The organism is Bacillus sp. KNSH39 (genome assembly GCF_052656585.1).
In genome coordinates this window covers 1,915,464-1,938,206 of record NZ_JBQXYO010000001.1, presented here as the reverse complement: position 1 = coordinate 1,938,206, position 22,743 = coordinate 1,915,464, and the positions used below count along the sequence as shown (strand labels likewise).

The following is a 22,743-nucleotide window of genomic DNA, read 5'->3' as shown; positions in this document are numbered from 1 at the left end:
TTCAAATGAAATTTATAAAAGCTTGATAGGCGATACCAAGTGAAAATACCGTAGCTACTATATGTGCAGTCCATTTAGGCATATTTAATTTCAATACGGTATTGTACAAGATTCCATATACGATACAAATAATTAATATAAATGCAATGAATTGAAGAACTAATAAAAATAGCGGTTGTCCCATTTATTTTCACTTCCTTTATTTAATATATTAATATAATTTATTTAGAAGTGAAAGTTTTATTTCTATGAATTTCCAAAAATGTGATATGAAAGGAATAGTGGTAATCACAAGAATTACTGCAAAACTATAATGTAACTAAAAGTATTATTACGAGATCAGTAAAGTAGTAAAAAAGGTCGCCATTCAAGGCGACCTTTTTTACTATGCGTTATACCCAAATAATTTTAAATCTTCTCCTGAATCTGAAATGATTTTCTCAAATCGTAATCCTACTTTTTCTAAAAGCTTTCCTGAGGCAATGTTATCTATAGAAGTAATTGCTACAATTCGTTTCATGCCGAGCTTTTGTACACCGTATTCGATTATCGCAGAAGCTGACTCGTAGCCATATCCTTTTGAACGGAATGTTTCTAAAAAGGCAAATCCGATATCAACGTCTTCTAATGAATCTCTTTTAATAAGGCCACACATACCAAGTGGAGTGAGATCTTCTTTTCGTTCTACTAAGTAAAGGCCAAATCCGAGTTTGTTATACATATCGATGGGACCGTTTACAATATAATTTTTTGCATCTTCTAAGTTTCTAACCCCTTTGTCACCGATAAACTGAATCCATGCAGGATCGTTTACTAACTCAAGAATAAAAGAAGCGTCTTTTATATCAAACCAACGAAGATTTAGACGTTCGGTTTCAAGAACTATCAATTATTACACCACCTTTAAAAAGTTATAACAATTAGTATGGATTGTGTAAAACAAAAGTGCAACATATTTTAATGGGGGTGTTTGTTCACATAAAGTTCGTTTGTTTTGTATAGAGAGATATTTTATAATTAGGATTGATTGTAAAGAGTGAGATACTTATACAATGACTCCTAGGTGACTAGGAGTTTTTACTATATAACTATCATTATTACTAAATATGACACACTACACATTCTACTCAAGGAGGTACATAATGAAGAAATTATATAATGCATCGTTTACGTATTTGATTATCGGTTTATTATCAGGGATTTTCGCTAGGGAGTATGGTAAGTATAAAGGGATTTTAGGATCTACTTTGTTAAATCTTTTGCATACACATACACTTGTACTTGGCTTTTTCTTCTTTTTAATTGCTTTAGGATTAGCAAAAGTATTCGCATTTCATGAAGTGCAAGGGTTTAATAAGTGGTTTGTTTTACATAACATTGCATTAACATTAATGTTAGGTTCGCTAGCAGCGAGAGGGCTTCTTCAGTTAAATGGAGCTGACTTTAAAGGGTTAACTTATATTGTAGGGTTTTCTCATTCGTTGATGGCAGTTACTTTAATTTGGTTTATGTTGTTAATAAAGAAATCGTTTAAAATGTAGTAAAAAAGAACTTGTAGCGTGTGCTACAGGTTCTTTTTTGTATGTTCAGATTTAATAATCTTATTTTTCTAATTATTTAGTATAAAGATGGTATACTTGTTTTAAAATTAAAAAGGAGAGTTGATTATGGAAATAACAATTGAACATGTAGTAAATGAATTAAAAGGCATACTTCCTGAAGATCGAGTAGTAATAAATATGACAGTACGAGAGTTACATAGTAAAGATGAATCTTACCATAGTAGTAGTTTACCTGATGTAGTTGTTTTTCCAAAAACAACCGAAGAAGTTAGCGCGATAATGAAAATAGCGAGTCAGCACGGAACAGCTGTCGTTCCATTTGGAGTAGGATCCAGTTTAGAGGGACATGTAATCCCTTACGAAAAAGGAATTACAATGGACTTTTCTCTTATGAACAAAATACTTGAAATAAGAGAAAAGGATTTTCTTGTGAGAGTACAGCCAGGGGTGACGCGCTCTCAGCTTAATAAAGAATTGAAAAAGTATGGATTGTTTTTTAGTGTAGACCCAGGAGCTGATGCAACGTTAGGAGGAATGGCTGCTACAAATGCGAGCGGAACGACAGCGGTAAAGTATGGGGTAATGCGTGATCAAGTTCGAGATTTAGAAGTCGTTCTTGCTGATGGAGTAGTAATACATACCGGGAATTTAGCGGCGAAGTCATCATCAGGTTATCATTTAAATGGTATTTTCGTAGGCTCAGAAGGAACACTTGGATGTTTCACGGAGTTAACTTTAAAAGTATACGGTATACCAGAACATGTTATGGCTGCGAGGGCATCGTTTCCAACTATAAATGATGCAGTAGAAGCTGTAATTAACATATTACAAGCAGGTATTCCAATCGCGAGAATTGAACTCGTTGATGAATTATCTATGAAACAAGTAAATCATTACAATGAAACAAGTTACAGAGAAGAACCGACACTGTTTGTAGAGTTCCACGGCAATGAAGCAGGGTTAAAGCAAGATATTGAATTTACGAAAGAAATCGTTCTTGATCATAAATGTATAGAAATTGCGTTTGAGATGGAAACAGCAGCGAGAAATAAACTGTGGGATGCAAGGCATAACTTAGCGTACTCTTACGTGCATAGTTATCCTGGTAAAAAGCTAATGAGTACAGACGTATGTGTGCCAATTTCGGAATTAGCTGGAGCGATTCAACATGCGAAAGAGGTATTAGATAAAGTAGGGCTTATTGGCGGTATTCTCGGTCATGTTGGGGATGGGAATTTCCATGTACTCTTAATGATTGATACAAATGATAAAGAGGAAGTGAAGAAGGCAGACGAAATAAATGAAAGTATCGTTCAGTATGCTCTTAAACGAGGAGGAACGTGTACAGGAGAACATGGCGTTGGAATCGGAAAACGAAAGTATCAAGAAGAAGAGCATGGGGCAGCATTATTTGTAATGGAGAAAATAAAGAAAGCTCTTGATCCGCAAAATATTTTGAATCCGAATAAGGTGTTTCAATTAAAAGATAGGGGCTGATTGGATGAAAGTACTAGAAGCGATAAGTAATATAGCTGGAAAGTATTTTGCATTGTGGACCGGCTGCTGCACTCCCAAGTGTATTAGCGGCAGTATGGCATAACATTGCAGGGCCAATATTAGCAACCATCTGGTCAAAAAATGCAAAGAACACTTTCAGCGATGAAAATGTATCAATAAATATAGAAAAATAGGAATGATAAATAATGCAAAAACGTATTGTACATTTTGAAGGAATGGTTGTATTTTTAGCCACGATTTATATGTATTCGATATATGAGTTTAGTTGGATTATATTTTTTGTATTCCTTTTAGCGCCGGATCTATCAATGTTAGCATATGGGATTAATAATCACGTTGGTGCGAAAATATATAATGTATGTCACACATATATCATATCCATATTAATTGTTCTAATAGGTGTCTATTTTAAGATAGATACCGTTATAATGATTGGCTTAATATGGACAGCACATATTGGAATGGATCGAATGTTTGGATATGGATTGAAATATGAGACGGATTTTAAGGATACTCATATTCAGAGGTTATAATTGCTTTTGAGGAGAGGGATACGTTGAAACAGAGAATTACTATCGAAGAATATAACATCAAATGGGAAAGTGAATTTAATAAGCTACAAACTCTCATTAACGATGTGATGGAAGACAGCATTTTATCCATTGAACATGTTGGGAGTACATCTGTTAAAGGGCTTGCATCAAAACCAATACTAGATATTGATGTTGTAATAGAAGAGTACGAAATTTTTCATGAGGTAGTAAAAAAACTTGAGAAGATAGGGTACTATCATCAGTTAGAATGGAGCTTTAAAGGAAGAGAGGCATTTGGAAGAAAGGATATGTTCGTTCCATGGAACGAGGGAAATACAGTTTGGATGGAACACCATTTATATGTGTGTGATAAAAATAGTGAAGAGTTGAGAAGGCATATAGCGTTTCGAGATTACCTTCGTGAACATACTGAAGTAGCTAATAAGTATGGAAACTTGAAGGAAGAGTTAGCAAGAGAGTCGAAAAATCGATTTAGTTATATTGAAGGTAAGACCGTATTTATTACAAATATATTAGAAAAAATAAACTAAGGCAGCATGGAATACATGCTGCCTATTGTTTTGAAATAGAAAGCTGCCATTATAAAACAAATATAAACTGGCCCTGTTGATTGATGCGGTTACTAAATATAATAGGAAATAAAATAGAAAAGAGCGGAAAAGAGGGAGCTTATGTACATACCAAAATATTTCGCAATACAAGATGAAGAGATGAAGTACGAAATAATGGAACAAAATAGCTTTGCGACATTATTTTCTCAACATAACGGAGAACCATATGCAACGCACTTGCCGTTGTTGCTAAATAGGGAGACCCTTACTTTACATGGTCACTTCGCACGACCGAATGAACAGTGGAAAGATATTGGGACTCAGCAAGTACTAGCTATATTTCAAGGACCACATAGTTACATCTCTCCGTCATGGTATGAAACAAACAATGCAGTACCAACATGGAATTACGTTGCAGTGCATGTATATGGTGAATTAGAAATTGTTGAAGATGAGAAGACATTAGTAGATTCTCTTCAAGATTTAGTAAATAAATATGAAGATCCAGAGAGCACCTACTCACTTAATGATGTAGATCCAAATTATATGGGAGGATTAAGTAAGGGAATAGTTGGATTCAAAATAAAGATAAATAAAATAGAAGGAAAAGCGAAGTTAAGTCAAAATCATTCTGTAGAGAGACGGAATTTAGTTGTGGAGAAACTTGAGAAAGTTGGTAGTGAGGAGAGTAAGAGGATTGCGGAGTTGATGAGAAAATAAAGCCTACATGAAAGGGAAATATTCTAAATAAGCGTATTTAAAAAGACCTTCTTAATTGAAGGTCTTTCATTTTTTAAAGTGCTTTTTCAGTTGTTGTTGAGTTGTAGTCTTTACTTACGTCAATAGATTGAACAAGGTCAGGTCTTTGTGGTGCAGGGGTGTCCCCAATGTTTAATGCTACATATCCTAACTGTGTTTTCGGTGTTTCTGAGGTGAAGCTTAACCCAAGAGTTGTGATGCTAATAACAGCTAAGCCAATGATGCTCAATTTAATCTTTTTCATTATATCAAAGCTCCCTTTTCTTCATGTTTTTTTCTTGCTTGATTGGCCATGTAAAAGTATTGACTAGCTTTTATATGGTCTTCTTTTTCATAAAACATATTTGCTAGAACATCAGTGTACTCTTGTATACATTCCCAAAGGTTTTCTGTTTTAAAGTAAGAAATTCCTTCCAAAATTATCATTTCTAAATCATTTATAGAAGTTTTATTATTTAGTTCTCTTAAAATCATGAAACGATATTGAAACTCTTTGTTTTCTAGTTTATTTGAGATGTTTAATCCTTTTTTTATAAGTTCTTTAGCCTGGGTATATTCTCCAAGCTTGTAGTATTCACGTGCTTCAACAAAAAGTGCTTTAAAGTGATTTGGTTGCTTAGTTGTAACCTCTGAAATATGACGCATTGCTAACTCTGAAAGGTTTTGACTTGCATATAGCCAAGCTAAATTATGTCGTACTCTTAATGATAAAGTCTCCTCTGAATACTTCTGTAGAATATTTAATGCTGAATCAAGTCTAATTTCAGCTTGTTCAAACTGTTTTAAATCAATACAAGATAAACCAAAGATGTTATCACACAAAGCAACATTAATTTCACAGTTTATATGTTTTGAAAAAATCGCTTTAGCTTCATTTGCAGATTGGATTGCTACTAGTGGTTGATATGTTTGATAATAATAGGCAGCTAAGCGGTAGTTAAATTCAGCATTCTCTAGTTCGTCAGATACGTGTATTAGCAGCTTTTTAGCGTTCTCGAAAAGATGTTTTGCTGCATTGTAGTTTCCAATAATTGTATTGTGAATAGCCTTAAAAAAATGATAATAATAAGAAAATAGCCCATTATCTGGAAGTGGGAAAGAATCAATTTTATTAAAATCATCTTTATTAATATTTAAACCATCTGTTAAGATTTTGTATCTGAAATTAAAAAGTGAATAATACAATTGTAGGTTTGTATCTTCTTCTGAATTAGAGATGGTATTTTCAATATCTTTTTTTATTTTTGTTGCATGGGTAGTTTGATGCTGTAACATAGCTCTATACCAGTCATTAAATAATTTTGTAATTTGTTCATTACCTTGTAGTTGAACGTTCATGAAATCCCCTCACTTTTTGAATATTCTTATAAAATATAGTATCAAAAATAAAAATATTGAGAAATGATGTTTTATATTTCTCAATATTTGTTTAACAAGCTTACGAGTAAGTCTATTGGAATAGTGTAGAATTTGTTTTGGATTAAAGAAATGGCATCGGGGGATGTGCATTTTAAAGTTTTAGTTGAGTGGGGGGATATAAAAAGGGTGCGTTCACACAAATTATATGAACGCACCTTTTTACATATTAAACAATCAAGTGCCACAAAAAGTACGATAAGGGCGATTCGTCGGTGCAGGCGGAATGCAGTATTCTTCTTGATCTGTAGAATACGCATAAGGGTTTGATAAAGCTTCAAGAAGTTGCTCCATTACGCTATAGTCGTCATTTGTAACAGCTGCTTCTAGTGCTTCTTCTACACGGTGGTTCCTCGGGATGATTGATGGGTTATTATTTTTCATCATCTCGTAGGCGTTTTCTTTTGATTGTTCTTGTCTTTCTAATCGAGATTGCCAAAGTTTGTACCATTCTTTAAATTCAGGACTATCGAATAGAGGGGTATTTTCTAACGTATCAAGAGTTAATGAACGGAATGTATTTGTGTAATCCGCTTTATATTTCTCCATCATTTTTAAAAGTTGCTCAATAAGTGATTGATCTTGTTCTTCGTTGCTAAATAGTCCTAATTTCTTTTTCATTCCAAGGAACCACTGTTTTTCATACTGTACGCTAAATTTCGAAATTTCGTCTTGAGCGATTTTTAATGCTTCTTCTTCATCTTCGTGCAGAATTGGTATTAAAGATTCAGCTAGTCGTGCTAGATCCCATGCGGCCATATATGGTTGATTTCCATATGCATAACGACCTTGTGTGTCAATAGAGCTAAATACGGTTCCTTGGTCGTAATTGTCCATAAATGCACAAGGACCGTAATCAATTGTTTCGCCACTGATTGTTATATTGTCAGTGTTCATTACGCCGTGAATAAATCCAACAAGTTGCCATTTTGCGATAAGACTGGCTTGTCTTTTAATGACTTCTTGTAGTAATGCAGTATATCGGTTTTCATGAGCTTCAATTTCTGGATAATGCCTTTTTATCGTATAGTCAGCTAGCGATTGAAGATCCTCGATTGAGCCACGAGCTGCAGCATATTGAAATGTACCGACGCGAATATGGCTACTAGCTACTCTAGTTAAAATTGCTCCAGGTAACTTTGTTTCACGATAGGTTGGTTCACCGGTTGTGACAACTGCTAAACTGCGGGTAGTTGGAATATCGAGTGCATACATTGCTTCGCTAATAATATATTCACGTAGCATCGGACCGAGTGCAGCACGACCATCTCCTCGGCGTGAATAGGGAGTAGGGCCAGAACCTTTCAGTTGAATATCGAAACGCTCACCTGAAGGAGTAATTTGTTCGCCAATTAAAAGAGCACGACCGTCGCCTAACATATTAAAATGTCCGAATTGATGGCCAGCATATGCTTGAGCTAATGGATGAGCTCCTTCTGGGAGTGCATTACCAGCGAAAATAGCAATTTCAGCTTCCTTTTTCAGTTCTTCAGGGGTCAAGCCAAGAGATATCGCTAATGAATGGTTTAGTTTAACTAACTCCGGTGAACTTACGGGAGTAGGGGGGATTTCTGTATAAAATGATTGTGGTAAAGTCGTATAACTATTATCTAAATTCCAACCTGTTTCATTATTTTTAGTCATTGTATCTCCTCCTTTTTGTATTTTAAGTTATGTATTTGTACGTATGTATTCTTTGTAAAGTTAACTAAAAGTATAATATAATATTTCCCCTTGCAATCTATTGTAAGGACTTCATTGCACTATGTCTATTTAACAGCAAATTTAAAACCTCCATTTTAAGAAAATGGAGGTTTTATTATTATTTAATTTTTACAATTATTTTTCCTTTTGCTCTTCCAGCCTCGGAATATTCCATTGCTTTTTGCGCATCTTCAAAAGGGAAAACTCGATCGATTACCGGTTTGATTTCACCAGCTTCAATATAGTTTGCAATAGTACGTAATTGATCCCCACTTGGCTTCATAAATAAAAATGAATATTGAGCATTATGCTTTTTTTCAAGTGCAGTAAGTTTTTTGCTGGCTAATGAAAATAAGAGAGTTTTAAAGAATCCTGAACCAAATTCTTTACCGAAGCGAGCATTCGGCATGCCTGAAACGGAAACAATGTTTCCTCCCCTTTTTATAATATTGAATGATTTTTCAAGTGTTGCACCGCCGATTGTATCAAATACGGCATCATAATTTTTTAGTATATCTTCAAATTTCTCTGTTTTGTAATTAATAATTTCATCTGCGCCAAGAGACGTTACTAAATTCGCACCAGCTTCACTAGCAGTCGTTGTAACAATGGCACCCATTATTTTTGCTAGCTGAATAGCGAAAGTACCAACACCACCGGATCCGGCGTGAATTAAAATCTTTTGTCCTTTTTGTAATTGCATGATGTCATGTAATGCTTGATATGATGTTAAGCCAACGAGTGGAATCGAAGCAGCTTCCTCAAAACTTAAATTTTTCGGTTTTAAAGCTATATCATCTTCATGAATGGCTATATACTCCGCGAAAGTACCAATCTTATTTTTTCTTGGACGAGCATATATTTCATCACCAACTTTAAAACGAGTTACTTTTGATCCAACCTTCGTGATGACACCGGCAAAGTCGTTACCAAGGATTAGGGGCATTTCATATTTCAGTAACATTTTTACTTTTCCGTCGCGTATTTTAAAATCAATTGGGTTAATGCTAGCTGCATGAATTTCTGCGAGCACTTCATACTCATTTATTTCAGGAGTAGGTACCTCTGCCATACGCATTGGGACTTTTCCATATCTATCAATTATCATTGCTTTCATTTCTTATACCTCCAAGTTTTAATAAAAGTTTTGCAATAGCTTCTCAATATCTAATACAAGATTTTTTAATAAACCTAATTTTGTACGTATATCAATATAATAAAAATTCTTTGTACCTTCTTTTCTCATTAAAATAATGCCAGCTTCTCGTAAAATCTTAAGGTGATGTGATACTGCTGGACGGGAAAGGTGTGTTTGCTTCGTGATTTCTCCTACACGTAATCCTGTTTGACATTCCGTTTCCATTAGCACTAATAAAATAGCTTGACGCGTTTCATCACCAATTGCCAATAATACTTTTTGAGAATCAATAAAATCTTTTTTTATAATATTTAATTGTTCTTGTTTATTCATTTCAATCACTTTGCCTCCAGGTAATTAGTCGAAAGGTTTAAGATGATGAACCATTACTTCGATACGGTAATGCTACATGATTGTTGTATGAGGTGCAATATTGAGAAAGAAAATCGAGACGAATGAATTTTTTATTGTTGAAAATTATAGGGAGATAGAAAAGGGATTGGAAGGACTACATAACACAATAGATGAGGTTTTAAAAACAAAAAATGATGTAACAATAAAATAAGCGGTCGTAACCTTGTATAATCCATAAGGTTACGACCGCTTATAATGTTTGTATTATTTTTGAATTTTACGATAGAACATGGTTCAACGTAAAGTACGTTCTTTTGTTTTACACTTTCATACAGACACAATTCAGGTGGATTATAGATGTATGAAAAGGTAAAAGGAATTTTGGGGCGTAATCTATCTATATGATAATTCAAAATGAAATATAAGTCTATATTTTAATGTTTTTTTTGATTATATTTATGTCACTGAGCTCAGAACAATGATTTGGAGGGGAAATATATGAAATCGAATTATGTACCAGTTTTAATTGTTGGAGGGGGATTATCTGGGTTAGCGTCTGCGTTATTTCTTGCAAAACATAACATTGAGTACTTACTTATTGAAAGGCATCCGTCTACTGCCATTCATCCGAAAGCAGGCGGTCTTACTTTACGTACAATGGAGTTATTTCGAGAATTAGGCTTGGAAAAAAGAATTAAATTGGCAGGTAAAGCATTAGAGAACTGCCGAGGAAGAATAGCGGTTCATACAATAGCTGAGGCGAATAAAGAAGAATTGGAACAAATGAGAGCGACACAATACGGAAACGATGAAGAGTTACTTCAAAAAATAGAAAAGATTAGTCCATCAAAACAAACTGCATGTTATCAAATTATTTTAGAAGAGATGATGTTACAAGAAGCGAAAACATTAGGCGGGCAACTATCTTTTTATCATGAATTAGTTTCATTTGAACAAAATGAAAACGGGGTAAAAGCAAAGATTCGAAATCGTGAAACAGAAAAAGAAAGTGTCATACATTGTGACTATGTAATTGCAGCAGATGGAGCGAAAAGTAAAATACGTGAGCAGTTAGGGATTAAAACTGAGGGGCGTGGAACCATTGGTGGCTATTATATGAATATTTATTTTGAAGCAGACTTAAGTGAGTTTATACAAGGAGACGCATTCGGTTTTTCTATGGTACTTCATCCAGAGGTTCTTGGTGCACTGATCCCAGTAGATAACGTGAAAAAATGGATTTACCATGTAGCCTACGATCCATTAAAAGGAGAGGGACCAGAGGATTTCACGATGGAACGTTGTAAACAAATTATTGAAATAGCAATTGGAAGTACAAATGTTGAGTCAAAAATATTAAGTGTTTTACCGTGGGAAGCGGCCGAAAGTACAGCAATGAAATTTCAAGGAAATCGAGTCTTTCTAGTTGGAGATTCAGCACATATTATGCCACCAACAGGCGGATTTGGTTCAAATACAGGAATACAAGATGCGCATAACTTAGCTTGGAAATTAGCGGCTGTTATAAAAGGGAAGGCAAAACCAAAATTGTTAGAAACATATCATGAAGAGAGACACTCTGTTGCAAAATTAACGACAGCTTATGCAAGTAGTTTACTGTTTCGTGCTGCGAATAGAGAGGAAGGCAGCTTGAATAATAGGGATGGTTTAGCTGTTACAGTTGGATATCAGTATTGTTCAGAGGCAATTATAGATAATTCAGTCACTCCACATAGAATGGATAGCATAGAGTTGAACGGAAGACCTGGAACGCGAGCGCCACATTTATGGGGAACATATGAAGGGAAGAAAGTTTCTACATTAGACTTATTCGGTAACAGTTTTGTATTACTTACAGGAGTAGAAAATAGTTCTTGGGCTGAGGCAGCACATACTGTTTCAGCTAAATTAGGAATAAATATAAAAGGGTATCGTGTTGGCTTAAGTGGAGACTTTATTGCTCCAGAAGATATTTTTAGCAAATTATATGGTATAGAGAATGGAGGTGCTGTATTAATTAGACCAGATGGCTTTATAGGATGGCGTTCAGAAAAAGCGGTAGTAAATCCAGATATAGTATTGGACGAGGTAATGGGAAATTTATTATGTGATTTTTAAGTAACTACGGAAATATTGTTTTATGTGCTTCACTGCACTGAAAAAAATATTCACAAATTTCAATAGGTTTGATATGATTAAATTCGACAAGTTAATAGAGGCCGGAGATATTTGAGAAAAGCCATAAATTTATTTAGGGATACAGGAGTGTAGCCTAAATAATTTATGGCTTTTTTTATTGAATGAACCGTACAAAATAGGGAGTTACATGTGAAAAGGAGGGCTATAGAAATTAAATAGGATAATACTAGTTTTCTATATTAATAATATAGAAAACATTTGTAAGATTGGAATTTTAATATAGGTTTATAAAAATAATGAAAGTGTGTCTTCTGTTTCGTGTAAATCTCATTAGCTTGTTGAAATTTGCAACGTAGGAAGGGTTAGAAGAATGAGAAAGATTATTAGCGTTTTAGTTATTTTCTTTATGACTGGAAGTATCTTTGCTGGGGGAGCTGTTCATGCGAAAGCAGAAGGAAAGCATGAATGGAATACGAATAAGTTTTTAAATATTGCACATCGCGGAGCAAGTGGACATGCACCTGAGCATACTTTTGCTTCTTATGATTTAGTGAAAAAAATGAAAGCGGATTATTTAGAGTTAGACATTCAATTAACAAAGGATGGCCAATTAATTGCAATGCATGATACAGCAGTTGATCGCACTACAAATGGAACAGGCGAAGTACGCGATAAAACGTTAAGTGAAATAAAGAGTTTAGATGCTGGATCATGGTTTAATAAAGCGTATCCAGAAAAGGCTAAGCAAGAGTATGTTGGGCAAAAGGTTCCAACTCTTGAAGAAATCTTCCAAAAGTATGGAAGAAGTATGAAGTATTATATTGAAACAAAATCACCAGATGTGTATCCAGGAATGGAAGAGAAATTGTTGGCGTTGTTACAAAAATATAATTTAGTAGGCCAAAACATGTCTTCTAGCCGTGTTATGATTCAATCATTTAGTAAAGATAGTTTGAAAAAGATTCATAGTATGAATGAAAATATTCCGTTAGTTCAATTGCTTTGGTATTATCCAAATGAAAACAATGAAATTGTTGAATGGTCTGGCATTACACATGAACCGAAAAGTGTAACAAATGATGATTTTCAAGAAATTAAAAAGTATGCAGCTGGTATTGGACCAAACTTACGTAATGATAACGGGGAACTAATTATTGATGAGTCATATATGAAAATGGCTAGGAAAAATGGACTGTTAATTCACCCTTATACAATTAATGAGAAACCAGATATGAGACTGTTAATCAAATGGGGTGCTACAGGAATGTTTACAAATTATCCGGATCGATTACATAGTGTATTGAAGGAAAAATAAGTGGAAAAGGGTATACCAGTGTTTTAGGTATACCCTTTTTAATCTAACTCTCCGATAAACAGAATCTCTTTTTCATAGCATTCATCTGCATCATAAATAATTTCTTGAAAGTGAAGCGTTTTGAAGGAATGACAAACTGACATTTCCCATGTCTCCCAAAAATCAATTTCATTTGAAAGAAGAATCCATTTTTGAAATTCACTATCTCTATTAAAGAAATTATGAAAGTAGTCCTCATTTTTAAATATAATGATTTGCGAATCCCACAAATTATTTATAGAAATCAAAACAACAACTCGATATGTATGTGTATCGCTCGGTTTCATATTTATTAAATGATTTGCTTGATTTAATAAGGTTTGAATACATAACCGTTTTACTTTTCTAGGTGTTTTACGAGAGTCAATAAAAGCTTGCGAAACTGGCAATAGCATATTCCAATATTCATCGTTATAGAAAGTAGAAGGGAACGTTTTTGTATGTTCCTCAATTCGCTTTATCATAGTGTTTGTTTTTCGGTTCATACCACGTATTTTCTTTTCACGCATTGTGAGTCATCTCCATAAATTTTTGTAATGCAGCAGAGTGATATATATCTTTTCTAGTAATAAAAGTAGTAGGAACTTTTTTGAAGCTATTTGGCAAAGGGTTGAATGATATGTCATATTGATGACCATTTAAAATAGACTTCATCATAATTGCTATGCCTATACCTGATTTTACACATGCGAGAATCGCTTCAATTGTTCCAAACTCTAATACTCGCTTAGGTGAAATTCCTTCTTCTTGAAGCCAATCTTCTAATAAATTTCTATAATAGCAACCATGACTAAATGCAAGTAAATTCATGTCTCCTATGTCTTTAAAGGAAGATAAAGGCTTTTTGCTAATGAGAACTAATTCTTCTTCACGAAATATATTTGTATGAAGTTCAGCATGCTGAGTAGAGCCAGCTATAAACGCTCCGTCCAGTTTTCGTTCTAGTACAAGCCTAATCAATTGTTCCGTCGTATTTGATTCTAAAATCAATTCGACTTTTGAGTATTTCTCATAATAGGCCGTTAATATAGATGGAAGTCTTACAGCGGTTGTAGATTCTGTACATCCAATTTTTAAAGTGCCTCTTGGTTCGATCCCATTACTTTGAACTGCTTTAACAGATTGATCCATTAAGTAGATAATTTGTTTGGCGTATGTTAATAAAATCTCACCGTTAGAAGTTAAAGTTACACCTTTTCCGTTTCGGTAAAATAAAGGCACACCTAATTCGTTTTCTAGTTGTTTCATACGCATTGTTACGCCAGACTGTACATAGTTTAAATTTTTAGCTGCGTGAGATATGTTTTTTTCTTTCGCAACTTCGTAAAATACAGTTAAATCTTTTATATCCAAGTATCATCCCTCCAGAAAAGGTATCATTTTTTTTGATGAATTACATGATAAATCTTTATTTTATATGATATCAGAACTTTCATACAATGGAAGGGGATGGAGGGATTATTGTGTTAATGGAAGAAAGGGTGAATAGTACTTATAAGTGGGTTATGTTAATTTTTGCGACGGTTGCTCAAACAACAGCGACACTTATAACGTATGGTGTTGGAGCGTTTGCTTTATTTTGGAAAGAAGAATATGCACTTACGAATACGGAGATTGGATTGTTAGTAAGTGTTGTAAATATAGGACCGCTATTTTGTATGCTTTTTGTCGGGCGGCTACTTGATCAATACAATGAAAAGTTGTTAATTTCGATAAGTTCATTTTTACTAGGAGGTTCGTTTTTACTGACTAATATGGTCAATGGATTTAATGGGTTACTCTTTGTACTTTTATTAGTAGGAACGTTTTATAGTGTTTCGCAGCCAGGAGGAAGTAAGGTGATAATGAAGTGGTTCTCAAAAGAAAATCGCGGGTTAGCGATGGGGATTAGACAAGCCGGTATACCGATTGGTGGTACATTAGCGGGAGTATTGATCCCGTTTCTTACAATAAAATATAGTATGGCCTATGCGGTAAATAGTATTGCATGTATTTGTATAATTGGAGGGTTTTTATTTTTTATATTTTATAAGGAACCATATATTCAAGAGAAAGTTAAACAAGAACGTAGTAAACTTTCTTTTTGGATGCAGTTAAAAGAAGTGATGTGTAAAAAAGAGTTATATGCAATTTATATAACTGGCATTTGTATGATTTCATTGCAAATGGTGTTAGTTGCGCACTTTATAAAATTTTTAGTATTGGAACAATCAATCACGCCAATTTTAGCTGGAAAAGTATTTTCCGTTATGTTCTTTTCTGGAATGGTTGGTAGGGTTATATTAGCAGCTACTAGTGATTTATTTTATAAGGGGAATAGGCGTAACCTCTTATTTATAACTGTTTGTATTTCTATTTTCTTCATTCTAATATTAGTAATGAGCATACATACAATAACGAATGTATTGTATGGTGTAAGTGCATTGTTAGGGTTCTTTGCAATTGGATGGTTTAGCCTTTTCATAACTGAAGTTGCGGAATCAGCAAGTGAAGAATCGGTAGGGATGACAGTGAGTTTTGCACTTACATTAAATCAAATTGCCATTATTGCTGCGCCTGCTTTATTTGGTTATATTGTAGATAAGAAGGGATATACGTATGCGTGGTTATGCATAGTTGTATTACTAACTATTTCAGCGGTTAGCTTATATAGGAAGGATAGAAAATGAAGGAATGTTAGCAATGTAAATTTTTTATGAAGAAAGTCTAAAGAAATGTTGAATGAGCGACATTTCTTTTTTTATTTGTTGTATAATCAAAATGTAAATGAGATTCGTTTTCAATTTCGTTCATTACCTCTTTTGAAATTACCTGTAATTTTAGCCATAATTAGCTGTTTTTCTTTATCGTTATTTGCATGATTTATTTTATTTAAAAATTTTTCAGCATCATTTCCTTTTAATACCATAATCTGTTTTCCGTAATATTCAATTAATACCATGTTATTTTTTGTTATCCGATAATGAAACATCTTATCATCTAAACGATTGCGTTTATCGGTGTTTTTCATATTACATCTCCATTCTTTTTAGTATGTAACAAATGTTACAAAAGAATTTGAAATTATAGTGTAATGCATCCGATTGTATGTTGGAAATTTTGCAAGAAAGAAATACAATAGAGAGTAGTCAAAATTGAAAATGAGAAAAAGGAATCTAGTTTTAACAGAGTGAATATTAAATAATATTATAATATACTTGATAATTAAAAGATATAAAATAGAATGGATGTACGTTAAGTGAAACTAGATAAAAGAGGGTTCCTAGTATGTTAAAGAAATGGTTAATCGTTTTCTTTATTTTTGCAGTTTTTTGTGGAAGTATTGTTACACTAATACATGCAAATAAAGGAAAAAAATATGATGCAAAGGCATTTTCTAATGTAAATAGTAAGCAAAAAGATGTTAAGCAGGAAATTGATGCGAATGAGAAAAAGCGTTATGAAATTGCAGCTGGAAAACTAGATCAGTACTTAAAAGATAAAGGATTTAATGGAAGTGTTCTTGTAGCAAGTAAAGGTCATGTGATTTTACGAAAAGGCTACGGTTATGCGAATGTGAAAGATCAAGTATTAACAACGCCAAGAACGAAATATCGCATTGGTTCTATTACGAAAACAGTTGTTGCAATATCTATTATGCAACTAAAAGAAAAAGGGAAGTTGAACATTGAAGACAATGTAAATAAATATATCCCATCGTTTCCAGCAGATAAAAATATTACGTTACGAAACTTGTTAACACATACGTCTGGATTACCAGAACAGGGACAAGGTAGTGTTGACGCAGCATCACGGTTAAAATTAGTAACGTGGATTGGGGCACAAACGTTACAATTTCCAGCAGGGACAGGATGGAAATATACAGATTATAATTATATGGTGCTTGCATATATTGTAGAAAAAATATCGAATAAACCACTTGCTGAATATGTGAAAGAAAATATTTTGACTCCCGTTGAAATGAATGAATCTGGAATGGGCGCAACACTTCCAGAAGATATTTTCTTAGCAGAAGGGTATACGAAAAAAGATAATAAGTTAATAGCCACGCCGCGCTTAAAAATGAACTGGCTGTATGGTTGTGGTGAAATGTATACGACTGTTGAAGATATGAAAAAGTTAGATGAAGCTATTATGGATGGTAAACTACTTTCTAAACAAAGTGTATCAGATATGTTTTCTGCATCACCTGCAAGAAAATATGGATTTAGTTTCTATATTTACCCAGATTATTATCATAACCACGGTGTATTAGCTGGCTGGAACACTTTTAATAATTTTAACTGGGATAAACGAACGTTTGTCATATTATTTTCTAACGTCCAAAATGGTATGAATGACGCATTTAATCAAGAATTCAGGAAAATGGCGAATGATTTAATAGAAGGAAAGTAATTATAAAAAAATCGGTATTGATATGTAATTATCAATACCGATTTTTTTATTTTGTAAAGTTTTACTTACTGAATAAAGTGAAACTTTAATCAGCAGGGCCCCACCTAACTTCTTTGCTTGCGCTGAATTTTGAGGTGAGGGTCTTACTGCCCATAAATAGCGGGATAAATAGGTAAGAAAGGTGATTGGCATTTGAATAAATCTAAATAGGTAGTTAAATGCTAAGTAATGCAAAGAACAATTGGTAATTTTTACATTGATAAAAAAGCTTGAGCTTCACACTATGTGAAGCTTTATATTATTGGAGACAAGAACAGGAGGTTGAAAAAATGAAAAAAGCAATAAAGTTTTGTTTAATAGCTACATTATCTACAACAATTATTAGTGGATGCTCTTTTGAGGGTAACAATGAAAATGTTAAAGGGAAAGAAGGGGAAAAAGTAGAGGTACAGAAAAATGCTGGGAAATATACGATGCCAGATGAAAAAGATAAACATGAAGGTACATGGCTGCAATGGCCACATGAATATACATATGGTGAAGAGTATAAGAAGGAAGTTGAACCTATTTGGGTTAAGATGGCAAGTGCTTTAACTGAGGGTGAGAAAGTCCACATTGTTGCATATGACCAGGAAGAAAAAGAAAGAATCAATAACCTTTTAACAGATGAAGGGTTAAATATGGAGAAGATTGATTTCTTTATCGCGCCTACTGATGATGTATGGGCAAGGGACAGTGGACCAATTTTTGTTTATGACAGCAATAAAAATCTCAAAATATTAGATCCAGCATTTAATGGTTGGGGGAAGAAAACACCTTATAAAAATGATGCTCAAATACGTAAGAATGTTAGTAAACAATCAGGAATTGAAAGAGTTGATTGGGGGAAATTTGTCCTTGAAGGCGGCGCAATTGAATTAGACAGCAATGGGACTGCTTTATTAACTCGAAGTGCAGTAACGAATAAAAATAGAAATCCTGATTTATCAGAAAAGGAAATTGAAAAATATATAAGTGACCTTGGGGTATCAAACTTTATTTGGTTAGACGGAGTACCTAATTTAGATATTACGGACTTTCATATTGATGGATTTGCTAAATTCCATAATAAATCTACTATTGTAACGATGAAAGAAGATGACCTAGCTGAATGGGGTTTATCTAATAAAGATATGGATACATTGTTAGATGCCAAAAATGCTTCAGGACAGAAATATAAGTATGAATACTTGCCGCTTAGTAAAGAAAAGGTTGCTTTAGAGAATGGAAAAACTCTCGATTATAAGGGATCGTATATCAATTATTATATTGGGAATACAGTTGTATTAGTGCCTAATTATAATGATCCGAATGATAAAATCGCAAACGATACGATTCAGAAGTTATACCCAGATCGTAAAGTAGTCGGTATTGATGTGAGAGAGTTGTATAAAAACGGCGGTATGATTCATTGTGTGACACAACAACAACCAATTGCATTGAAGTAATTAATTTTAATTTCGTTGTGCTGCTTATATAGACAAAATAGGTGGAATCTTATTACCTATTTTGTCGTTCCTTATTATTTGTAATAATAAAATTTCAATATAATGATAAATGAATTGTAGTGTATGTTCGCTTTTCGTTTTATATGGTAAAGGAGAAAAATGTTTGTGTTAAAGAATTTTAAAATAGTGTTTTCGTATTTCCCTATCGTTTTGCAGTACATTTTAAATGTAGCTTTAATTTGCTTAGGAGTTGTTCTAAGTGTGTTTCTTATGAAAGAAGTCATTCAGTTTATACAAGAACTGAAATTGGATAGTAATGAATCTAGTTATCATTTAATTGATAGTATCGTTGTATTCTTTTTGTACTTTGAATTCATCGTAATGATTATAAAGTATTTTCAAATGAATTTTCATTTTCCATTACGATATTTTATATATATAGGTATAACAGCTATTGTGCGTCTCATCATTATAGATCACGATAGTCCGTTAGATTTATTGTTATATGCCTGTGCAATCTTTGTATTAATTAGTGCATTGTTCATTGCGAATTCTAAAATGATGCGTCGGGATTTAGAATAATGACATTTGTTGTTGAATTAAATAAGATATTTTATCTTTTTGCAAAAAAGGAGTAACGGTATTGAAAGAAATAATCTTAACCAGCCTCATAATGATAGGGTTTATGATTCTATTATTTAATTGTATACTTTCATGATTTAAAAGAATAAAAGGTTAATAGAGAAAGAGGTTTTTGTAAATATGGTTCATTACAATAATCAAAATAGTTTACATCAAATATTTACATTAAAAGGGACAATTATAAGAGATATTTTCCCACAAATCGTATTATATACGTGTATTTCAACGATAGTAGCTGTGATTAATTATTACTATACAGAAATAAATATAAATCAGACTCCTTGGGTAATCGTCGGAGGAGCTTTAGGATTACTATTAGTGTTTCGTACGAATACTGCCTATGATCGGTACTGGGAAGGTAGAAAGCTGTTTGGCACGATTGGTGCTTGTACTAGAAATTTAGCAATTAGTTTTTTGTGTCATTGGGATTCTAAAGGGAAGAGTATGGAGCAGGAAAAAATAAAATTTTTACATCTATTAATTGCATTTCCAAAGTTAGCGAAAGGACACTTGAGAGAGGAAAAAAATCTATCTGAAGTGAAATCATTGCTCGCTGTCTGTTCTGAGAAGGAAAAAGCACTTTTGGTTGAGTCCAATCATTTACCGATTAGTATAGTTTTTATGTTGAAAACTATACTATCAAAAGGTTTGAAAACGGGGCAAATTCATCCAAATGCGATAATTAGTATGGAAATGGATTTGAATACGTTACTTACATCTGTGGGTGGATGTGATCGTATCAAAACAACACCTATTCCTTTTGCATATTTTGCTCATATAAAAATTTTATTGATTATATTTTGTGCGACTTTACCGATTGGTCTTGTTGATAGTCTCGGATGGTTTACAGTACTTGCGACTACGTTTATAAGTTTTGCATTCATAGGTATTGAAGCAATAGGGGTTGAAATTGAAGATCCCTTTGGTCAGGATCCAAATGATCTTCCGCTAGAAGGAATTTGTATAGGAGTAGAAGCGCATTTAGTGAATTTATATAATCAAAACGATCTATTAGAAGTAATGGGTTTGAATCTTGATACAAAAATCATTTAATCATTTATTGTTGTTTTAAAATAGGTTATTTAAAAAACTTGTCAAGAGTCAATTTAAGGCTTAACGTCAGCTTTATATTTTTTATATAAATATATAATATTTCTCCATGCTATAATCCATTCATGAAATATACGCGGTTCATGAGTTGTAATGAAAAGAGAAATGAATTGAGGAATAGTTGGCTTTGTGAAATCAGTTATGTAACTACTATTAAAAAGCGAGGTAAATAATATGGAACAAAAACATAATGGGATTATTTTTACTGCAATACCAGACGAATCGAATGAATATTATCAACCATTTTATGAAGACTTGATTTACTTTAATGAATGTTTAAATGAAAAGAAATCAATTGCGGATCAACTTATATCTTTATCTGTTGAAGAACAAGACTTTCATACGAGCTGTTTTGAGTATGATGATATTTGGCTAAGAGATGTTGCACCGGTTGTCACAAATCATCTAGTTAAATTTAAATATCGACCAAATTATTTGCCAGATGATCAAGGGCGATATTTAGATCAACAGTTTAATAAATGGTTGAAAAAGAATGACTTTGAATATGTGAAATCCCCATTAATATTAGATGGTGGTAATCTTATTTGGAATAAAAAAGATACCGTAATATTAACAGAACGTATATTTGATGATAACGATGATTGGACAGAAGAGGAAATTATTGAGCAGTTAGAATGGGATTTAGATGTGAGCCGAGTTATTATTATTCCTGCTGAAGAAGGGGATGTACTAGCACACGCAGACGGAATGGTTAAATTTATTGATGAACATACAATGTTTATTAGTGATTTTTTAGGGGATCATGAATTTAGATATAGTGTTCAAGAGATTATTCAAGAACAAATGCCAGAAGCTGAATTTATAGTTGTTCCTTCATCATATACAGAGAAAGGACAATATGATCAAGAGATAGCATCAGCAAAAGGGTTGTATATAAATATGTTAGAATCATGTGATGCTCTTTATGTTCCTAAGTTTGGACTAGCTAAAGATGAGGAAGTTTTACGATATATTCAACAGTATACGGAGAAGCAAGTTATTCAAATTCATGTAGGAGAAATATCAACAATGGGAGGCGCAATGAATTGTTTAACGTGGTATTGTCCAAGCCATTTGTTACCTTCAAAAATGAGAAGATTAAAAAATCAGAATGAAGATTTTTCAATGAAGAAGATTTTTGATTGGTTTTAATAAATAAGTAATGAAAAGAAAATCTATTCAAGGAGTATTGATATGTATACCATCGCTGAGTTTTCTCGGATTTGTAAAATGAGTACGCGGATGTTAAGACATTATGACAAAGAGGAGATATTAAAACCGGCATATGTGAATCCGGTTAATGGGTATAGATATTATGAACAAGAGCAGCTGGAAGTAGCGTTGAAAATCAAAAAGTTAAGGGAGTATAAATTTCCTCTTCCAAAAATTAAAATTGTTTTGCAGTCATCAGATCAAGATTCGTTTGTTCAACATATACAATCACAAATTATCGAGTTGTCTCATGAAGTGAAGCAAAATTTACAGGTTATTTCAGAAATGAATGAAATGGTAAAGGTGAATAGTAGTCTAAATATTGCTCGTCATAGAAATTACGATATATTAATGGGAATGAGGAATGAAGTAACGATAATTACTCAAAGAGTAAAAATAGATATAGATGATATGGATGATTATTTTTATGACTTATATGAAGAGGTACAAAAAAATAATTTTCAAATAGTCGGTTCACCATCTGCAGTCTTTTATGATGAAGAATATATTCCAAGTAACAGTGATATTGAATTAAGAATCCCGGTTATGCAGGGGAATGATGAAGACGTAGCACAAGAGTATGAAATGAAACAACTAAGTCCACATCATATCGTTACTACTATGCATTATGGAAGTTACGACTATATAGGTTACGCTTATATAGCGTTAGAAGAATGGATTGAAAGAAATGGGTATGTGATAATTAATTCGCCATATGAGGTTTATATAAAGGGACCTGAATGTGATTGTTTAGCAGAAGAGTATGTGACACAAATTTGTTTTTTAGTTACGAAAATAGAATGAGAATAAGGATTGACATTAACATTATGTCAATCCTTATTCTATGT

General features: G+C 33.1%; 25 protein-coding genes and 1 pseudogene. 16 read left to right on the top strand and 10 right to left on the bottom strand.

What is annotated here, in order from left to right; genetic code table 11:
* Position 1: 1 nt before the first annotated feature.
* Together ACUL40_RS09820 and ACUL40_RS09815 are read right to left on the bottom strand one after the other, a co-directional pair.
* On the bottom strand, positions 2 to 184 hold the full coding sequence (locus ACUL40_RS09820; protein WP_000531430.1) for a hypothetical protein: 183 nt from the start codon (positions 182 to 184) through the stop codon (positions 2 to 4).
* A 201-nt stretch (positions 185 to 385) separates the two neighbouring features.
* Positions 386 to 889: a GNAT family N-acetyltransferase gene (locus tag ACUL40_RS09815; protein WP_000636213.1), complete on the bottom strand. Its 504-nt coding sequence runs from the start codon at positions 887 to 889 to the stop codon at positions 386 to 388.
* A 253-nt stretch (positions 890 to 1,142) separates the two neighbouring features.
* On the opposite strand from ACUL40_RS09815, the gene ACUL40_RS09810 reads away from it, so the two are divergent.
* From ACUL40_RS09810 to ACUL40_RS09785, 6 genes and pseudogenes are all read left to right on the top strand, one after another.
* Entirely contained in the window at positions 1,143 to 1,541 is a 399-nt protein-coding gene (locus tag ACUL40_RS09810; RefSeq protein WP_000737896.1) for a DUF2871 family protein, read from the top strand.
* A 126-nt stretch (positions 1,542 to 1,667) separates the two neighbouring features.
* Positions 1,668 to 3,059 (top strand): FAD-binding oxidoreductase, encoded by a 1,392-nt coding sequence (locus ACUL40_RS09805; protein WP_000406573.1) that lies wholly within the window; start codon positions 1,668 to 1,670, stop codon positions 3,057 to 3,059.
* Positions 3,060 to 3,109: 50 nt separating this feature from the next.
* Positions 3,110 to 3,253: pseudogene (locus ACUL40_RS09800) on the top strand (bile acid:sodium symporter family protein); the annotation flags it as partial.
* Between the two features lie 12 nt (positions 3,254 to 3,265).
* Positions 3,266 to 3,613, top strand: coding sequence for a DUF4260 domain-containing protein (locus tag ACUL40_RS09795; protein WP_001172063.1), 348 nt, complete (start codon positions 3,266 to 3,268; stop codon positions 3,611 to 3,613).
* A 23-nt stretch (positions 3,614 to 3,636) separates the two neighbouring features.
* Positions 3,637 to 4,164, top strand: a complete 528-nt coding sequence (locus ACUL40_RS09790; RefSeq protein ID WP_445422996.1) for a GrpB family protein — start codon at positions 3,637 to 3,639, stop codon at positions 4,162 to 4,164.
* Between the two features lie 141 nt (positions 4,165 to 4,305).
* Positions 4,306 to 4,905: an FMN-binding negative transcriptional regulator gene (locus ACUL40_RS09785; protein WP_000275796.1), complete on the top strand. Its 600-nt coding sequence runs from the start codon at positions 4,306 to 4,308 to the stop codon at positions 4,903 to 4,905.
* Between the two features lie 73 nt (positions 4,906 to 4,978).
* On the opposite strand, the gene ACUL40_RS09780 is transcribed toward ACUL40_RS09785, so the two are convergent.
* The 5 genes from ACUL40_RS09780 to ACUL40_RS09760 form a co-directional block, all read right to left on the bottom strand.
* Entirely contained in the window at positions 4,979 to 5,188 is a 210-nt protein-coding gene (locus ACUL40_RS09780) for a hypothetical protein (protein WP_000721430.1), read from the bottom strand.
* Positions 5,188 to 6,282: a response regulator aspartate phosphatase gene (locus ACUL40_RS09775; protein ID WP_001102732.1), complete on the bottom strand. Its 1,095-nt coding sequence runs from the start codon at positions 6,280 to 6,282 to the stop codon at positions 5,188 to 5,190. The genes ACUL40_RS09780 and ACUL40_RS09775 overlap by 1 nt, the downstream gene beginning before the upstream one ends.
* A gap of 255 nt (positions 6,283 to 6,537) precedes the next feature.
* Positions 6,538 to 8,004, bottom strand: a complete 1,467-nt coding sequence (locus tag ACUL40_RS09770; protein WP_065211560.1) for a protein adenylyltransferase SelO — start codon at positions 8,002 to 8,004, stop codon at positions 6,538 to 6,540.
* 178 nt (positions 8,005 to 8,182) lie between these two features.
* Positions 8,183 to 9,181 carry an NADP-dependent oxidoreductase gene (locus ACUL40_RS09765; RefSeq protein WP_000646436.1) on the bottom strand — a complete coding sequence of 333 codons (999 nt, stop codon included), beginning with the start codon at positions 9,179 to 9,181 and terminating at the stop codon, positions 8,183 to 8,185.
* An 18-nt stretch (positions 9,182 to 9,199) separates the two neighbouring features.
* On the bottom strand, positions 9,200 to 9,544 hold the full coding sequence (locus tag ACUL40_RS09760) for an ArsR/SmtB family transcription factor (protein WP_000571870.1): 345 nt from the start codon (positions 9,542 to 9,544) through the stop codon (positions 9,200 to 9,202).
* A gap of 91 nt (positions 9,545 to 9,635) precedes the next feature.
* Here ACUL40_RS09760 and ACUL40_RS09755 point away from each other — a divergent pair, with 91 nt between their 5' ends.
* The 3 genes from ACUL40_RS09755 to ACUL40_RS09745 all read left to right on the top strand — a co-directional run bounded on the left by ACUL40_RS09755 (position 9,636) and on the right by ACUL40_RS09745 (position 13,010).
* Positions 9,636 to 9,767: a hypothetical protein gene (locus ACUL40_RS09755; RefSeq protein ID WP_001227549.1), complete on the top strand. Its 132-nt coding sequence runs from the start codon at positions 9,636 to 9,638 to the stop codon at positions 9,765 to 9,767.
* 287 nt (positions 9,768 to 10,054) lie between these two features.
* Positions 10,055 to 11,674: an FAD-dependent oxidoreductase gene (locus tag ACUL40_RS09750; protein ID WP_065211561.1), complete on the top strand. Its 1,620-nt coding sequence runs from the start codon at positions 10,055 to 10,057 to the stop codon at positions 11,672 to 11,674.
* Positions 11,675 to 12,065: 391 nt separating this feature from the next.
* Complete coding sequence (locus ACUL40_RS09745; protein WP_001226340.1) at positions 12,066 to 13,010, top strand: glycerophosphodiester phosphodiesterase; 945 nt, start codon at positions 12,066 to 12,068, stop codon at positions 13,008 to 13,010.
* 38 nt (positions 13,011 to 13,048) lie between these two features.
* On the opposite strand, the gene ACUL40_RS09740 is transcribed toward ACUL40_RS09745, so the two are convergent.
* Both ACUL40_RS09740 and ACUL40_RS09735 read right to left on the bottom strand, forming a co-directional pair.
* On the bottom strand, positions 13,049 to 13,558 hold the full coding sequence (locus tag ACUL40_RS09740; RefSeq protein ID WP_001208348.1) for a DUF3916 domain-containing protein: 510 nt from the start codon (positions 13,556 to 13,558) through the stop codon (positions 13,049 to 13,051).
* A complete protein-coding gene (locus tag ACUL40_RS09735) occupies positions 13,551 to 14,402 on the bottom strand; it encodes a LysR family transcriptional regulator (RefSeq protein ID WP_445422997.1) in 852 nt (283 codons plus the stop codon). Before ACUL40_RS09735 ends, ACUL40_RS09740 begins: the two co-directional genes overlap by 8 nt.
* Before the next feature lie 86 nt (positions 14,403 to 14,488).
* Between ACUL40_RS09735 and ACUL40_RS09730 the strand changes: the two genes are divergently transcribed.
* Complete coding sequence (locus ACUL40_RS09730; RefSeq protein ID WP_065211562.1) at positions 14,489 to 15,718, top strand: MFS transporter; 1,230 nt, start codon at positions 14,489 to 14,491, stop codon at positions 15,716 to 15,718.
* A 110-nt stretch (positions 15,719 to 15,828) separates the two neighbouring features.
* Here the strand turns inward: ACUL40_RS09730 and ACUL40_RS09725 are convergent, their stop codons facing one another.
* Complete coding sequence (locus ACUL40_RS09725; RefSeq protein ID WP_000798794.1) at positions 15,829 to 16,059, bottom strand: hypothetical protein; 231 nt, start codon at positions 16,057 to 16,059, stop codon at positions 15,829 to 15,831.
* Positions 16,060 to 16,316: 257 nt separating this feature from the next.
* Between ACUL40_RS09725 and ACUL40_RS09720 the strand changes: the two genes are divergently transcribed.
* The 6 genes from ACUL40_RS09720 to ACUL40_RS09695 all read left to right on the top strand — a co-directional run bounded on the left by ACUL40_RS09720 (position 16,317) and on the right by ACUL40_RS09695 (position 22,699).
* Positions 16,317 to 17,444 carry a serine hydrolase domain-containing protein gene (locus ACUL40_RS09720; protein ID WP_000915192.1) on the top strand — a complete coding sequence of 376 codons (1,128 nt, stop codon included), beginning with the start codon at positions 16,317 to 16,319 and terminating at the stop codon, positions 17,442 to 17,444.
* Between the two features lie 329 nt (positions 17,445 to 17,773).
* On the top strand, positions 17,774 to 18,931 hold the full coding sequence (locus ACUL40_RS09715; protein WP_000709181.1) for an agmatine deiminase family protein: 1,158 nt from the start codon (positions 17,774 to 17,776) through the stop codon (positions 18,929 to 18,931).
* Positions 18,932 to 19,096: 165 nt separating this feature from the next.
* Positions 19,097 to 19,513 (top strand): phosphate-starvation-inducible protein PsiE, encoded by a 417-nt coding sequence (gene psiE, locus ACUL40_RS09710; RefSeq protein ID WP_000916573.1) that lies wholly within the window; start codon positions 19,097 to 19,099, stop codon positions 19,511 to 19,513.
* A 180-nt stretch (positions 19,514 to 19,693) separates the two neighbouring features.
* Entirely contained in the window at positions 19,694 to 20,626 is a 933-nt protein-coding gene (locus ACUL40_RS09705; protein WP_000233823.1) for a bestrophin family protein, read from the top strand.
* 231 nt (positions 20,627 to 20,857) lie between these two features.
* Positions 20,858 to 21,835 (top strand): agmatine deiminase family protein, encoded by a 978-nt coding sequence (locus ACUL40_RS09700; protein ID WP_000435519.1) that lies wholly within the window; start codon positions 20,858 to 20,860, stop codon positions 21,833 to 21,835.
* A gap of 42 nt (positions 21,836 to 21,877) precedes the next feature.
* Positions 21,878 to 22,699 carry a MerR family transcriptional regulator gene (locus tag ACUL40_RS09695; protein ID WP_000287978.1) on the top strand — a complete coding sequence of 274 codons (822 nt, stop codon included), beginning with the start codon at positions 21,878 to 21,880 and terminating at the stop codon, positions 22,697 to 22,699.
* Positions 22,700 to 22,743 lie beyond the last annotated feature (44 nt).

Bases quoted from the DNA above. Each gene is read 5' to 3' on its own strand.
- ACUL40_RS09715 (WP_000709181.1), top strand. From the start codon at position 17,774: ATGAAAAAAGCAATAAAGTTTTGTTTAATAGCTACATTATCTACAACA.
- ACUL40_RS09705 (WP_000233823.1), top strand. From the start codon at position 19,694: ATGGTTCATTACAATAATCAAAATAGTTTACATCAAATATTTACATTA.
- ACUL40_RS09820 (WP_000531430.1), bottom strand. From the start codon at position 184: ATGGGACAACCGCTATTTTTATTAGTTCTTCAATTCATTGCATTTATA.
- ACUL40_RS09700 (WP_000435519.1), top strand. From the start codon at position 20,858: ATGGAACAAAAACATAATGGGATTATTTTTACTGCAATACCAGACGAA.
- ACUL40_RS09775 (WP_001102732.1), bottom strand. From the start codon at position 6,282: ATGAACGTTCAACTACAAGGTAATGAACAAATTACAAAATTATTTAAT.
- ACUL40_RS09720 (WP_000915192.1), top strand. From the start codon at position 16,317: ATGTTAAAGAAATGGTTAATCGTTTTCTTTATTTTTGCAGTTTTTTGT.
- ACUL40_RS09695 (WP_000287978.1), top strand. From the start codon at position 21,878: ATGTATACCATCGCTGAGTTTTCTCGGATTTGTAAAATGAGTACGCGG.
- ACUL40_RS09740 (WP_001208348.1), bottom strand. From the start codon at position 13,558: ATGCGTGAAAAGAAAATACGTGGTATGAACCGAAAAACAAACACTATG.
- ACUL40_RS09770 (WP_065211560.1), bottom strand. From the start codon at position 8,004: ATGACTAAAAATAATGAAACAGGTTGGAATTTAGATAATAGTTATACG.
- ACUL40_RS09765 (WP_000646436.1), bottom strand. From the start codon at position 9,181: ATGAAAGCAATGATAATTGATAGATATGGAAAAGTCCCAATGCGTATG.
- ACUL40_RS09805 (WP_000406573.1), top strand. From the start codon at position 1,668: ATGGAAATAACAATTGAACATGTAGTAAATGAATTAAAAGGCATACTT.
- ACUL40_RS09780 (WP_000721430.1), bottom strand. From the start codon at position 5,188: ATGAAAAAGATTAAATTGAGCATCATTGGCTTAGCTGTTATTAGCATC.
- ACUL40_RS09745 (WP_001226340.1), top strand. From the start codon at position 12,066: ATGAGAAAGATTATTAGCGTTTTAGTTATTTTCTTTATGACTGGAAGT.
- ACUL40_RS09730 (WP_065211562.1), top strand. From the start codon at position 14,489: ATGGAAGGGGATGGAGGGATTATTGTGTTAATGGAAGAAAGGGTGAAT.
- ACUL40_RS09810 (WP_000737896.1), top strand. From the start codon at position 1,143: ATGAAGAAATTATATAATGCATCGTTTACGTATTTGATTATCGGTTTA.
- ACUL40_RS09725 (WP_000798794.1), bottom strand. From the start codon at position 16,059: ATGAAAAACACCGATAAACGCAATCGTTTAGATGATAAGATGTTTCAT.
- ACUL40_RS09795 (WP_001172063.1), top strand. From the start codon at position 3,266: ATGCAAAAACGTATTGTACATTTTGAAGGAATGGTTGTATTTTTAGCC.
- ACUL40_RS09750 (WP_065211561.1), top strand. From the start codon at position 10,055: ATGAAATCGAATTATGTACCAGTTTTAATTGTTGGAGGGGGATTATCT.
- ACUL40_RS09785 (WP_000275796.1), top strand. From the start codon at position 4,306: ATGTACATACCAAAATATTTCGCAATACAAGATGAAGAGATGAAGTAC.